The sequence below is a fragment of the Rhodococcus sp. EPR-157 genome (assembly GCF_001647195.1).
Taxonomy (GTDB): Bacteria; Actinomycetota; Actinomycetes; order Mycobacteriales; family Mycobacteriaceae; genus Rhodococcoides.
On record NZ_LVCV01000349.1, the window covers coordinates 1 to 13,012 of the forward strand.

Below are 13,012 nucleotides of genomic sequence, written 5' to 3' on the forward strand. Positions count from 1 at the left end.
GATCCACCGTCACCCCCGCCCCGCCGATCGATGCCGACGAGACGCTCGCGGTTCGTCAGACCGTGTCCTCGGGAACCGGAACGGATTCGGTCACTCAGTCGATGCTGACGCTGATGGCGCAGGTCGGAGATGTGCGGATCGCCGCCACCTACATGTCCTTCGACAGCGGATCCACCGATGCCGCTACCTTGGACGAGGTCTTCACCGCCGCGGTGCAGAAGGTCAAAGCGGGTTAGCACAGACCTCCGACCGGCCTTGCGGTCGAGGACGCTGCCGACGGCAGTTCTCCACAGGGTAGGGCGTTGTCCACATGCCTTTCTTCCGCCCCAGGTCGATCGTCTCGCGGCGGGCACGACGCGGTGCACTCTGTGCGTCATGACGACATATTCCGACACTCAGTCCCCGATGCCCGAAGGTGTTTCGGGACCGGGGGACCTCCTCGCCGCAATCCCGGCCTTCCTGGGCTTCACGCCGCACCGATCGCTCGTCGTCATCTGTCTGGACGACACCGCGGGCGGCGGACCCACGATCGGCATGGTCATGCGCCACGATCTGAAGCTGCCGGAGCCGGTGGAAGACGAGCATCAGCTCTGGGGCCGAGTGAGCGCCGAGATGGCGGAGGTCACGGCCCATTTCGCCGAAATCTGCGCACGTGACGACGTACGGGGAGCATTGGCTCTGATCGTGGACGACCGCGCCCGGCCGAGCGAGAGAGGTACGAGAGCCGATCGGCACTGTCGAGCCGTCGCTCGGCGACTTGCACGAGACCTTCGCGACCGAGGGACGGAGCTGGCTCAGGTCTACCTGACAGCCGAGCTCGTCCTTGGCGGCCGATGGTGGACTGCGTTCGGACCGGCGGAGAGTGGCACGATCCCGGATCCGACTACCTCGCCGGTCACCCTTGCATACCTGCTCGAGGGCAGGGGTGTCCACGAGTCGCGGGACAAGCTCGCAGAAGCGATCGAGCCCGTCGACACCGCAGTCAGCCGTACCGTCGAGGAACTCCTCCGCTCGGGACGCTCGCGCGATCGTGGTTCGGATCGAATGCGACTCGACGCAATCCTGTCTCGACTTGCGATGTGGGCGGCTTCGTCACCGGACCACCCCGCCGTGGTTGCACTACCCGCCGAGACGATCGCCGAGTTCGGTCTCGCGCTGCGGAATGTCATGGTGCGAGACAGCTTGCTCGCGATCACACTGACCGGTTTCGCCGAGCTCGCCGAACAGCTGTGGAGCTATCTGATGCGGATTCTGCCTGCGCCCGAACGCGCATGTCCAGCGACGCTGTTGGGGTTCAGTGCCTATGCTCGCGGCGAAGGTGCCCTGGCGACGTTGGCGCTCGACATCGCGCTGGATGCCGACCCCGACTATTCGCTCGCGCAATTGCTGGATCGGTCGTTGTTGGCTGGTGCGCGGCCGGCGATGATCCGGGAAGTTGCGCTCAGTGGCTACGCGGTGGCCGAGCTGTGCGGAGTTCGGCTACCGCCCCCACTCGAATGACTAGACAGTCGACTTCGCCGCGTGCGATCGGTCGCCGAGATTCTGCAGATACGTCCATGCGTCACGGACGATGACGTCCAGATCCGTGTTGACGGGGGACCAACCGAGCTCGGCCATCGCACGTTCGCTCGACGCGATGAGAACAGCTGGATCACCGGCGCGGCGCGGCGCGTCCTCGACTGCGATCGGCAACCCGGTCACTCGCGCGCAGGCGTCGATGACTTCGCGTACCGAAAAGCCGGTTCCGCTACCGAGATTGAGGATGCGATGCGTGCTGGGCTGTGCAGACTCGAGGGCAAGAATGTGAGCTTCCGCGAGGTCCAAGACATGGATGTAGTCGCGAACTGCGGTGCCGTCCGGGGTCGGCCAGTCGGTGCCGAAGACCGAAATCTTCTCGCGCTGGCCCAGTGCGGTCTGTAGCACCAGCGGAATCAAATGTGTTTCGACGACCCGGTTTTCACCGAAACCACGGTAGGCACCGGCGACGTTGAAATAACGAAGGCTGGTGGCCGCGAGACCGTAGGCGTCGGCGTACGAGGTGATCGCATGGTCGATCGCCAACTTCGTTGCACCGTACGGATTCGTGGGCGCCGTGGGCATGGACTCGGTAATAGGCGTGCGGTCGGGCTCGCCGTAGGTCGCCGCGGTGGAGGAGAACACCAGGCGTGGTGTGTTCGACGCGCGGATAGCGTCGAGCAACGCAATTGTGGTGACCACGTTGCCGGACCAATACTGCGCCGGCGCGATCACCGACTCACCGACGAGTGACTGGGCGGCGAAGTGAAGGACTCCGTCGAACTCGCCGCCATCGAGCACTGACGCCGCGACGTCCTTGATGTCGGCTTCGATGAAGGTGGCCTGCGCGGGCACCGCATCGCGGTTGCCGGTCGACAGGTTGTCCACCACGACCACTTCATGGCCGCGATCGAGCAGAACTGCAGCGCAGACGCTTCCCACGTACCCGGCGCCGCCGGTTACCAACAACTTCACTCGTGAACTCCTGATAGACATCGGCGGGTCTGTGCATGGCAGCGCCCCAGTCGGGCCGGGAGCCATGACGTTCGGTCAGGCCCCCGCGCCGCGACGTGAAGCGTTCTCAGACCCTCTTCACCTGAACGGCGTGGGCCATCTCTTCCGAGATGTCGATTCCGCCATGACCTGGCACTGTGATGGTGACCGTGCCGGGCTTCGCTTCGACCGTGACCCGGGCATCGGGGACGACGCCGGCGTCACGGAGCTGCGAGATGACCTCAGGGTCGGATTGCACATGTTCGGCCAACCGACGCACGACGACTGCGGTGGCAGCACCGTGCGGAAGGTCGGTCAGCCGTACGAGATCCTCCGGTGCCGCGGCCGGCTGTCCGAGCCCGAGCTCTTCCAATCCCGGAATGGGATTGCCGTACGGCGACGTGGTCGGATTGTTCAACACGGCGAACAGGCGACGCTCCACCTCTTCGCTCATGACGTGCTCCCACCGGCACGCTTCGGCGTGTACGTCTTCCCAGCGGAGACCGATGACATCGACGAGCAGGCGCTCGGCGAGACGGTGCTTGCGCATCACCGACACGGCGAGGCTGCGCCCCTTCTCCGTCAACTCCAGATGGCGGTCACCTGCGACCGACAACAAGCCGTCACGTTCCATCCGTGCGACAGTTTGACTGACGGTGGGACCGCTCTGCTCGAGGCGTTCTGCGATACGTGCCCGCAGGGGCACCACGCCCTCTTCTTCCAAATCGTAGATCGTCCGGAGGTACATCTCCGTGGTGTCGACCAGATCCTTCACACTCAACCCCTTCGTCGCGTCCGATTCTACCGTTGATCGGCGCATATTGGCGCCGCAGGTCGGTCCGGTGGCGTGCCGCCCGTCCGTACTCGCCGGTAACCGAGTGCAACACTGCGGGATGCTCGCACAGTCCCGGTACGACAAGTAGCGTTGCGTTCCATGGCAGACCAGGCAATGCAGCCGCCGCCGGGAATACCGGGAACAGCGCAGGACATCGTCGTCTGGAGCGCCGATTACCTGTCGTACCGGTGGAGTGACGACCATCCGATGAACCCCACCCGTCTCGACCTGACGATGTCGCTCGCCCGCCAGATCGGCGTACTCGACGGCATCGAGCTCGTCGAGCCGATGGCGGCTTCCGACCAGGAATTGCTCAGAATCCACACTCCCGCCTACATCGAGGCCGTCAAACGCGCGCCCGGCAAGGGCATGTCCATACTGAATCCGGACCAGGTGGAGCACGGGCTCGGCTCCGATGACAATCCAGTGTTCGAGAAAATGCACGAAGCGTCGGCGATGCTGACCGGTGGATCGTTGACCGCCGCTCGCGAGATCGCCTCGGGGCGTGCCCGTCGCGCGGTCAGCATCGGCGGCGGAATGCACCACGCCATGCCGGACTGGGCATCGGGGTTCTGCGTGTACAACGACGCGGCAGTGGCCATATCGTGGTTGCTGGACAACGGCTTCGACCGGATCGCGTACATCGACGTCGACGCCCATCACGGCGACGGCGTCCAGCACGCCTTCCTGCACGACCCGAGAGTGTTGACGGTGTCGCTGCACCAGCATCCGGCAACGTTGTGGCCGAATACCGGATGGTCGAGCGAAGTGGGATCGGGTGCAGCCGAAGGAACGTCGCTCAACATTCCGCTGCTTCCAGGCACGGGTGATCGTCTGTGGCTCAGGGCGTTTCATGCGATTGTCCCGGGCGCGATCGCTGCGTTTCGGCCGCAGATCATAGTCAGTCAATGCGGCGTGGACAGTCACCGCGAAGATCCGCTTGCCGATCTCGCGCTGACGGTCGACGGTCAGAATGCTGCGTTCCTGGCTATGCGGAAACTGGCGGACGATCACGCCGAGGGACGCTGGCTCGCAGTCGGAGGTGGCGGTTACGGACTTGTTCGCGTCGTCCCCCGCGCGTGGGCGCATCTGATCGCCGCCGCACTCGGTCGTCACATCGATCCGCAGACGCCGGTCCCCGAGATGTGGCGGGATCGCGTGCGAGCCATGGCTCCCAGCGTCGACCTGCCCCAGGTCATGGGGGATGGCGGCGACATCGACTATCCCGCCTGGGATGGACCGGGAGGAGCCGTCGAGGGTTCGACCGAGGCGGCAGATCGGGCGCTCGAGCGAGTGGATTCGGCGATCATCGCAACCAGGCGGGCCAGCTTCCCACTACTCGGACTCGATCCGGAGGATCCTCGTGACTGAACCCACTGCCAAGGAAAGAGAACGGTTGACGGCTGAGACGTCCTTCCCCAAGCACTGGGTCGCCGACGTGCTCGCGTCCGACGGGGGAGTGGTCCATCTTCGGGCGATCGTGCCTTCGGATGCCGATGCGCTCATCGCGTTTCACAGCCGGTTGTCCGAACGGACACGGTACTTACGGTATTTCGGACCGTATCCGACCATGCCGCAGCGCGACGTATTGAACTTCACGACGGTCGACCACCACGCACGAGTGGCATTCGTAGCCGTTCTCGGCGACGACATCATCGCGGTCGGGCGATACGAACGGCTTCCCGAGGGCGACGGCAACTCCGCGGAAGTCGCGTTCGTCGTCGCCGACTCACATCAGGGGCGCGGCCTCGGGCCGATCCTGTTGGAGCATCTCGCCGGCGCCGCCGCCGAGAACGGCGTGTCGATGTTCGTCGCCGAGGTGCTCGCCGAGAACCGCAACATGGTCACTGTCTTCCGTGAAGCCGGATATCAAGTGTCGAGAAGCTTCGAAGGGGGCGTCCTGCGACTCGAATTCGCGATCGACCCCAGCGAAGCTCTCCTGTCGGTTCGTAACTCGCGTGAGCGTGCCGCTGAGGCCCGCAGCGTGCGCAATGTGCTCAGCCCAACCTCGGTGGCGGTCATCGGTGCGTCGACAGACAGTTCGAAGGTCGGCAACGCGGTGCTCGCGAATCTCCTTGCGGGCGGGTTCACCGGTCCGGTGTATCCGGTCAATGCCGATCATCGATCGGTCAGGGGGGTGCGCGCGTACCGCACCGTGCGGGAGATTCCCGACCCAGTCGACTTGGCAATCGCTGCAGTACCGGCGGATGCGATCGACGATGTGCTCGACGATTGTCTCGACAAGGGCGTCAAAGCTCTCGTCGTGGTGTCGGGAGGGTTCGGTGAGTCCGGTCCCGAAGGCCAGGAGAACGAGCGCAGACTCGCGCTCGCCGCGCGCGCTCACGGTATGAGGTTGGTCGGACCCAACGCGCTCGGAGTAGCCAATACCGACCCGGAGTTCGCGTTGAACGCCACTCTGGCTCCGCACCTGCCGATGCCGGGTCGTGTCGGATTCTTCTGTCAGTCCGGGGCATTGGGCATTGCCATTCTCGATCAGGCGTCCAAACGTAGTCTCGGGTTCTCGACGTTCGTCTCGGCCGGAAACCGAGCGGACGTATCCGGAAACGACCTGCTGCAGTACTGGGATTCCGATCCCGCGACCGAGGTAGTGCTGCTGTATCTCGAAAGCTTCGGTAACCCGCGGAAATTCACGCGCATCGCGCGGCGGGTTGCGCGATCCAAGCCCATCGTGGCAGTCAAGAGCGGACGTGGGGCAGTTCCACCCGCGCTCGCCACCGGGCCCGACATCGACGATTCGATCGTCAAGGCGCTGTTCGAGCAGGCCGGCGTCATTCAGGTAGACACCATCGCACAGCTCTTCGACTGTGCGATTCTCCTCGGCTATCAGCCGTTGCCGACCGGGCCTTGCGTTGCCGTCGTCGGGAACTCGACTGCGCTGGGGGTCCTTGCCGTCGACGCCGCGCGCGCCGAAGGTTTGCATGCGGGAGCTCCGATCGACGTCGGTCCGCAGGCAGGACCGCAGGAGTTCGCGGCGGCCGTGTCCGGGGCGATGGCAGCCGGCGACGTGGACTCGGTGATCGTCGTGTTCGTACCGCCCGTCGCCGTCACGGTCGAGCCGTTTGCCGAAGCTCTCGGCAATGCGGTGCTCGGTGCCGACAAACCCGTTCTGACCACGTTCCTCGCGACCGAGGGGATTCCCGACGTACTGGCTGTGCGGGGCGAGCAGGGACAGCCCATCCGAGGTTCGGTTCCTTCGTACTCGAGTCCGGAACGAGCCGTTACGGCACTCGCGAAAGCGTGGCGATACAGCGCGTGGCGTAGTCGGCCGGCATCGCAACCGATTCGGCCGAACGGTACGGACTCCGAACGAGCCGCCGCACTCGTCCGAGGGTGGTCGGCGGGCGAGACCGATCGGTGGTTGTCGGATTTCGAGACGGCAGAGTTGTTGTCCTGCTACGGGATCGAGGTTGTCGAGTTCAGATCCGTCACCGACGAAGACGAGGCAGTGGCCGCCGCAGACGAACTGGGGTACCCCGTCGCATTGAAGGCCACGGGTGAGCAGTGGAGGCATCGGCCGGATCTCGGCGGAGTGCGACTCGATCTGGTGGGTGCCGACGCAGTGCGATTCGCCTATCGCACGCTCGCGGCAGATTCCGGCGAACCGCTGCTACATGTGCAGAAAATGGCGATCAAGGGTATCGGCTGTGTCGTCCGAGTTCAGGACGATCCGAGTTTCGGTTCGCTCATCTCGTTCGGGCTGGCGGGAGTCATATCCGATCTTCTCGGCGACCGGGCATTTCGAGTTCTACCGTTGACCGAGGATGAGGCCGTCCAGCTGATCGATGCGCCGAAGGCGGCGCCGCTGCTGTCCGGCTATCGAAATGCGGTGCCCGTCAACAAGAGTGCGCTCGTCGATCTCGTACAGCGCGTGTCGGCGATGGCCGACGACATACCGGAGATTCGAGAACTCGCGTGCGAGCCGGTACTGGCGTCGGCAAACGGGGCACAGATAACCGACGCCCGACTACGCATCGGGCCGCAGCCGAGCCGGAACGATCTCGGTCCGCGGCGCCTGCGCTGAGCAAGCACGCACCCACAACCTTGCCTCGGTTTCGACCCCTATGCGCCTGGTCGGCAGCCGCGCGTCGTCACGACCCGGGAACCCCCAGCAGGGGCAGCGACGGCGAACATATCGGCGTCGCCGTGTACTTCGCGTCGAGAGCGCCGAGCACGATATGTGCCGTCGTAGGCGAGTAAGTGAGCTGATAGTGGTCCGAGTAGTCCTGGCTGCATAGGTCCTGGACGACGACGTTGCTCACGTTCCGTCCTTCGAGCACGCCGGTCGTGTACGGGGTGGCGTTCTGGTCGTAGCGCGTCATGATGTTGGTGAACTGCACGGCGGGTGCCGCATCGCCGTGCGGGTCGAGTTCGGCGAGGAATGCCGAGCCGGACACCATGTCGCGGCACGCCCCGCACACGTCCGTCAGCACCTGCCCGGCAGGTGAGGAATACAGCTCGCCGATCAGACCGGCGAGCCCCCACTGGGAGGTGCCCCGATACAGGGGCGCGATGCCGATGTACCGGCCGACCTTGTCGGCACCCCCGAGCCGGGTCAGGAAGTGGAACGGTATCGTCCCTCCCTCGGAGTGCCCGATCAGGTCGATCTCGTCGGCGCCGGTGCCGACGAGGACCTCGTCGACGAACCGGGCGAACTCGGCGGCGCTCGGCTCGACGGGCGTGATGCCGCCGAGTGTGCCGGAGAAATCCGCCCTGCCGTAGTCGAAGGTGAACACGCAGAAGCCGTGATCGCGGAGCAGCGGAGCCAGAGCCTGCCACGTCAGTGTGGAGTTCGAGACGAACCCGTGCAGAAGGACGACAGGGTTTCGCTCCGACCGGCAGGTGGGTTCGTTGGTGCCCGGCGGATCGCTGCCCGGGTCAGCGACCTGTGCCCGGATCCCGGCCACGTAGCTGAACGGGTAGTCCGCCGGTTCCGGTGCCTGCTGTGCGATGGCCGGCGCGGCCGTCGCTGCCATGACGGCTACGACGGTAGCAGCCGAGATGGCGGTGGCGAGTGCGTGCACGAATCGGATACTCATGACTCCTCCTCGGTTGACTGACCGGTCGGTCATTAACGGGAACGGTACACTCACGACCCGGACGAGGGAAGGTGGTCTCTGTGGCACGTCCCGCTGGACCTGGACGTCGAGCGCTGCTCGATGCGGGATTGTCGCTTGCGGAAGAGAAGGGCGTCGGCGCGCTGTCGATCAGCGCCGTGACCACCACCGCCGGGATGGCCAAAGGTAGCTTTTACCAGCATTTTCCGGATCGGCATAGCTACATCGTCGAGCTTCATCGCAGATACCACGACCAGCTGGAATCCCTGATGACGTCGGCGATCGAGGGGCAGCCCCCTGGGATCGAACGGCTACGCACCGGGTTCGTCGCCTTCCTCGACGCCTGCCTGGCTACGCCGGGAACGAAAGCGTTTCTTGCACAGGCACGATCGGAAACCGACTTGGGCGAGCAGGTTGCCGAGCGCAATGCGATGTTCGCCGCTCTCGTACGCGCTGATCTCGAGGCGATCGGATGGTCGCCGGCTGCACCGGTCGCGGTACTCGCAGTCGCGATGGCTGCCGACGTGAGCCTTCAGGAGCTCGGTGCGCGGGGGCCCCGTGACGACCTGCGGGCCGCGGTTCTGGCGATCGTGGCACATCCGGTAGACATCGCGGTGCCGCAGTCATGACGACGGCGCGTATCGCCGTGGGCTTGCCGGGCCCGTTCTTCTTGATACGAGTAAAGGAGCCATCAGATCGCTACGGCGCGTGGAACGTTCCGATACCTGGGATCGACGGCTGGCCGGCTGTCGGCACGAATGGTGATCCGACTACCTGTGTTGTCAACAAGATTCGGCCCGATCCGGTGTGCGCAACAACGCTGGTCGGCGTCGGGTCGATGAAGAACTCACAGGGCTTGACAGTGACCGACCCACTGGCCCCGGTAGTGATGTTGAGGTAGGAAATCTTGACGAGAGCACGTCCGGCCGTCGTCGCACACGCCGAGGGGCTGGCGGGAGCGGCGAATTCTGTCGTCGTCGGAGCAAGTGACCGTGCTGTCACTGTCGCGAAGACAGGCCCCGGAACGATGAGTCCGCTGACCGCGAAGGCTGTCGCGGGGATCTGATACACAGGCACGGCGACGGGGGCGGCCTGTGCGACTCCACCTCCCACGAACACAGCTGCGAAAACTGCCGCGATGGTTGCACATCGAAGTCCGAGGTTGCGCACCGCCTTTTCCCTTCTCGTCGTGAGTCGAAGTCGGGACGGTGGGCTCTTTCGGGTCATCGCCCGGGTTGGTGCGGCCTGCACGGTCGTCGACTGTTGAGCTCTGTTTCGGGTTTATCGACGTGCACCGCGGCCGCATTACCAAACCGGAATCACGGTTCGATGTCGTTACGTTGCGGAGTGTCAGTCGCTTGCGACGAGATCACCGATGCGTGTGGTGTTGCCGGTCCTGTCTGTCCATACGGCCACGTTGTCGGCGAGCGTAGGGTGCATGAAGCCACCGGTGTCACCCCATGGCCAGGCTGTGCCGACTTCGGCGATTTCGGTTTGGACCAGATCGGCCATCGACACCAGCGCTGTCTCTTCGTCGGCATCGACGGTCGCTCCCATTCCGTTGCCGCGAAACCCGCCCGGCTTCTCGCCTGCGATGGTGATCGAGCTCGTCAGCCACACTGCGCCCCCGTCGGGGTCGTATTCGGCCACCCAGTCGATGTGCTCGATATCGTCGCCGTACCGACGCGCACGGAGGTCATGGCTCAGCTGGTCGAGCCCACGCAACCATGGGTCGGGAAGATCGCACTGCGTCACCTCGACTCCGAGTGGTGTCCAGATCGCGGTCAACACTTGCTCTCGGAAGGGATGCACTGCTGCGAGTATGGCAGGTGCCGCTGCGGACGCTAGGTGCGCTGGTTTTCGGTAGAAGCCGAACGCGGCTGGGACGGGTAAGTCCAGTGACCGACTCTGCTCACGTGAGCGAGTTTCACGCAGCGGTCGAACCGAGATCCCAGAGGGGGGAGAGACCTCGGTTCGGCCACCGCATGAGGTGAGACAGTAGGAGCATTCACTACCGTTCCACCAGCTTCAGGGGGCTTGTCGGTTCTCGATCAGCTGGCGTACGAGCGGAGCTTCTCGGCGCGATCGCCCTGGCGTAGCTTCACCATGACTTCGCGTTCGATCTGACGCACACGCTCACGGGAAAGTCCGAAAAGCTTGCCGATCTGATCCAGCGTTCGTGGCTGGCCGTCGTCGAGACCGTAACGCAGACGAATCACCTGCTGCTCGCGCTCGTCGAGTGTCCCGAGGACGGTCCGGACATCGCTGTGCAGGAGCCCTGCGATCACCGCGTTCTCGGCGGACGTCGCCTCGGAATCCTCGATGAAGTCGCCCAGTGGCGCTTCTTCGTCGCTTCCCACCGGCATGTCCAGGCTCACCGGATCGCGGCTGTGATCGAGGAGGTCGGCGATCTTCTCCGCTGGAATCCCCGACTCGTTCGACAGTTCCTCGTCGGTCGCTTCCCGTCCGAGCTGCTGGTGGAGTTCCCGCTTGATACGAGCCAGCTTGTTCACCTGCTCGACCAGGTGCACTGGAAGCCGAATCGTGCGACTCTGATCGGCCATGCCACGCGTGATGGCCTGACGAATCCACCACGTGGCGTATGTGGAGAATTTGAAGCCCTTGGCGTAATCGAACTTCTCCATCGCGCGGATCAGCCCCAGGTTGCCTTCTTGGATGAGATCGAGCAGAGGCATTCCACGACCGGTGTATCTCTTGGCCAGCGACACGACGAGGCGAAGGTTGGCTTCCAACAAGTGGCTACGGGCTGCACTTCCGTCGCGCACGATGATGGCCAGATTCCGCTTCTTCGCTGCTGTCAGGCGCTTGGTGTTTTCCAGCACGTTCTTCGCGTAGAGCCCCGCCTCGATGCGCTTGGCGAGGTCCACTTCCTCGTCGGCCGTCAGCAGCGCTGTGCGGCCGATTCCGTTGAGGTAGACGCGAACGAGGTCCGCTGCCGGGCTCTGAGCGTCGAGATCGGCATCGGTGGGGCGCGGGCGGGTCGTGGTGCTGGGGCTGGTCATGACTTGCCTCCTGATCGGTGGTGTCTCATAGGGCTCAACGTCCGGAAGACTTTGAAAAGTTCCCGCGCTGCACCCCGTGATACCCGTCTGACCAGGCTCTATCCCTTACTTGTCCTGAGAAGTTGCTGAGAAGGTGTCAGGGCTGGGAACGCGGGTGCACATACCCGCCGGTCGGACCAAGCCGTGCCGAAGAAGACCCACCACCAGCTCGGTCGCGGAGCTCGTCAACTCGTCGACATCAAGATCGTTCGCCGCCGCGAGCAACTCGATTAGTTCGTTCAGTCGAAGTCCCCCCGGGGACAGTCCGGACAGCAGGGTGGCGCCGAGTTCGTCGATCTCGTGCTGCCAATTCGGCCCGTTTCCACGGTGCACACGCGTCACCTCGCGTGCCCAGCCCTCGGCGCCGGGCAGATAGACCCGTTCGAGCGCGGTCGAGAAGTCCAGCTCGAAGATCGAATCCACGGGATCGTTCTCTCGTAGCCACTCCAGGCGCGCGAAATAGTCGACGGCCTCGTTGCCGAGCGGGTCGTCGAACGCGTGCCGAAGGTCCTCGGCCAGCACATCCGTCGGCAGATCCGTCCGACGGAGATAAACGAAGCCGAACCCGATGCCGGTGACGTCGGCAGCGGCGAAATGCTCGAGCCACGCGGTTGCCTGGGCGGCCCCGGCATCATCACGCGGGTCGACTCCGCCGTCACGCATCCAGGTGCCGACATACAGTGCGGGGTCGGCGACATCGCGCTGCAGTATCCACGCATCGACCCCGTGATCGGGCAGCCAGGACGCCACACGAGCGCGCCAGTCTTCGCCGTCGACGTGCACCCACGACGCGAGGATGGCAGCGGTACCGCCCGGATTCAGGTGCGCGGGCGCATTCTCGATCATCAGCTTGCTCGCACCGTCCAGGTCGAGTCCCGAATCGCGATAGCTGTGGTCGACCGTGCCGAGGCCGACGACGAACGGAGGGTTCGCCACGATGCGATCGAATGTCCGACCTGCCACCGGTTCGAACCACGACCCACGGATCAACTCGGCATCGAGCTGGTTGAGCGCCATGGTTGCGGCGGCAAGGAGCATCGCGCGTTCACTGATGTCGGTGCACGTCACCGAACTGGCGTACCCGGCAGCATGCACGGCTTGGACCCCGCAGCCTGTACCGACGTCCAGTACGGAACCGACCGGCGTCGTCGGTGTACCTCGCAGCAGGGACAACGACGCCTGGCCGACTCCGAGGACATGATCGGCAGCAGTCGGGGCGGGGCGCATGCTGCCGTCCAGATCCGACACGACCCATCGTGTGCCGGTGCCGGTGTCCAACGGTCTGATGTCGATCGCGGCTCGAACGAGCCCGGGACCACTGCGCACGAGAACCGAGGCGGCGATCGCGTCGTCGAGAGAGAGTGGCGCGAGCGCCGATGCAGCATCGGCGTCGGCGATGTCGTCCACCAGCAGGAACATTCGGATGAGAACGCCGAGATCACCGTGGGATCGGGACGCGATCCGCACTGGAACGGGTTCACTGCGACCGAGCGCGGCGTGCGCATCGTCGCCGAGGGCGTCGAGAAGAGCGT

General features: G+C 64.7%; 11 protein-coding genes and 1 pseudogene. 5 read left to right on the top strand and 7 right to left on the bottom strand.

Features of this window, described 5'->3' with window-relative positions; genetic code table 11:
- A pseudogene (locus A2J03_RS16240) lies at nt 1-236 on the top strand (sensor domain-containing protein); the annotation flags it as partial.
- A gap of 139 nt (nt 237-375) precedes the next feature.
- Complete coding sequence (locus tag A2J03_RS16245; protein WP_068375860.1) at nt 376-1,500, top strand: DUF4192 domain-containing protein; 1,125 nt, start codon at nt 376-378, stop codon at nt 1,498-1,500.
- On the opposite strand, the gene galE is transcribed toward A2J03_RS16245, so the two are convergent.
- Together galE and A2J03_RS16255 are read right to left on the bottom strand one after the other, a co-directional pair.
- A complete protein-coding gene (gene galE / locus A2J03_RS16250; RefSeq protein ID WP_068375862.1) occupies nt 1,501-2,490 on the bottom strand; it encodes a UDP-glucose 4-epimerase GalE in 990 nt (329 codons plus the stop codon).
- A 106-nt stretch (nt 2,491-2,596) separates the two neighbouring features.
- Nucleotides 2,597-3,283 (bottom strand): metal-dependent transcriptional regulator, encoded by a 687-nt coding sequence (locus tag A2J03_RS16255; protein ID WP_068375876.1) that lies wholly within the window; start codon nt 3,281-3,283, stop codon nt 2,597-2,599.
- Nucleotides 3,284-3,442: 159 nt separating this feature from the next.
- On the opposite strand from A2J03_RS16255, the gene A2J03_RS16260 reads away from it, so the two are divergent.
- Nucleotides 3,443-4,714 (top strand): acetoin utilization protein AcuC, encoded by a 1,272-nt coding sequence (locus A2J03_RS16260; RefSeq protein ID WP_068375864.1) that lies wholly within the window; start codon nt 3,443-3,445, stop codon nt 4,712-4,714.
- Nucleotides 4,707-7,385 (top strand): bifunctional acetate--CoA ligase family protein/GNAT family N-acetyltransferase, encoded by a 2,679-nt coding sequence (locus A2J03_RS16265; RefSeq protein ID WP_068375866.1) that lies wholly within the window; start codon nt 4,707-4,709, stop codon nt 7,383-7,385. Before A2J03_RS16260 ends, A2J03_RS16265 begins: the two co-directional genes overlap by 8 nt.
- 67 nt (nt 7,386-7,452) lie before the next feature.
- Here the strand turns inward: A2J03_RS16265 and A2J03_RS16270 are convergent, their stop codons facing one another.
- Complete coding sequence (locus A2J03_RS16270) at nt 7,453-8,400, bottom strand: esterase/lipase family protein (protein WP_197480819.1); 948 nt, start codon at nt 8,398-8,400, stop codon at nt 7,453-7,455.
- An 80-nt stretch (nt 8,401-8,480) separates the two neighbouring features.
- On the opposite strand from A2J03_RS16270, the gene A2J03_RS16275 reads away from it, so the two are divergent.
- Complete coding sequence (locus A2J03_RS16275) at nt 8,481-9,047, top strand: TetR/AcrR family transcriptional regulator (protein ID WP_068375868.1); 567 nt, start codon at nt 8,481-8,483, stop codon at nt 9,045-9,047.
- Nucleotides 9,048-9,117: 70 nt separating this feature from the next.
- On the opposite strand, the gene A2J03_RS16280 is transcribed toward A2J03_RS16275, so the two are convergent.
- From A2J03_RS16280 to A2J03_RS16295, 4 genes are all read right to left on the bottom strand, one after another.
- A complete protein-coding gene (locus A2J03_RS16280; protein WP_082897875.1) occupies nt 9,118-9,588 on the bottom strand; it encodes a hypothetical protein in 471 nt (156 codons plus the stop codon).
- Between the two features lie 180 nt (nt 9,589-9,768).
- Nucleotides 9,769-10,230 (bottom strand): hypothetical protein, encoded by a 462-nt coding sequence (locus tag A2J03_RS16285; protein ID WP_068375870.1) that lies wholly within the window; start codon nt 10,228-10,230, stop codon nt 9,769-9,771.
- A gap of 239 nt (nt 10,231-10,469) precedes the next feature.
- Entirely contained in the window at nt 10,470-11,441 is a 972-nt protein-coding gene (locus tag A2J03_RS16290; RefSeq protein WP_068375872.1) for a sigma-70 family RNA polymerase sigma factor, read from the bottom strand.
- A 105-nt stretch (nt 11,442-11,546) separates the two neighbouring features.
- Nucleotides 11,547-13,012: DUF7782 domain-containing protein (locus tag A2J03_RS16295; RefSeq protein WP_068375874.1), on the bottom strand; the 1,466-nt coding region annotated here is incomplete at its 5' end.

Excerpts from the sequence above, each read along its gene's own strand:
- A2J03_RS16245 (WP_068375860.1), top strand. The coding sequence starts at position 376 with ATGACGACATATTCCGACACTCAGTCCCCGATGCCCGAAGGTGTTTCG.
- A2J03_RS16260 (WP_068375864.1), top strand. The coding sequence starts at position 3,443 with ATGGCAGACCAGGCAATGCAGCCGCCGCCGGGAATACCGGGAACAGCG.
- A2J03_RS16270 (WP_197480819.1), bottom strand. The coding sequence starts at position 8,400 with ATGAGTATCCGATTCGTGCACGCACTCGCCACCGCCATCTCGGCTGCT.
- A2J03_RS16290 (WP_068375872.1), bottom strand. The coding sequence starts at position 11,441 with ATGACCAGCCCCAGCACCACGACCCGCCCGCGCCCCACCGATGCCGAT.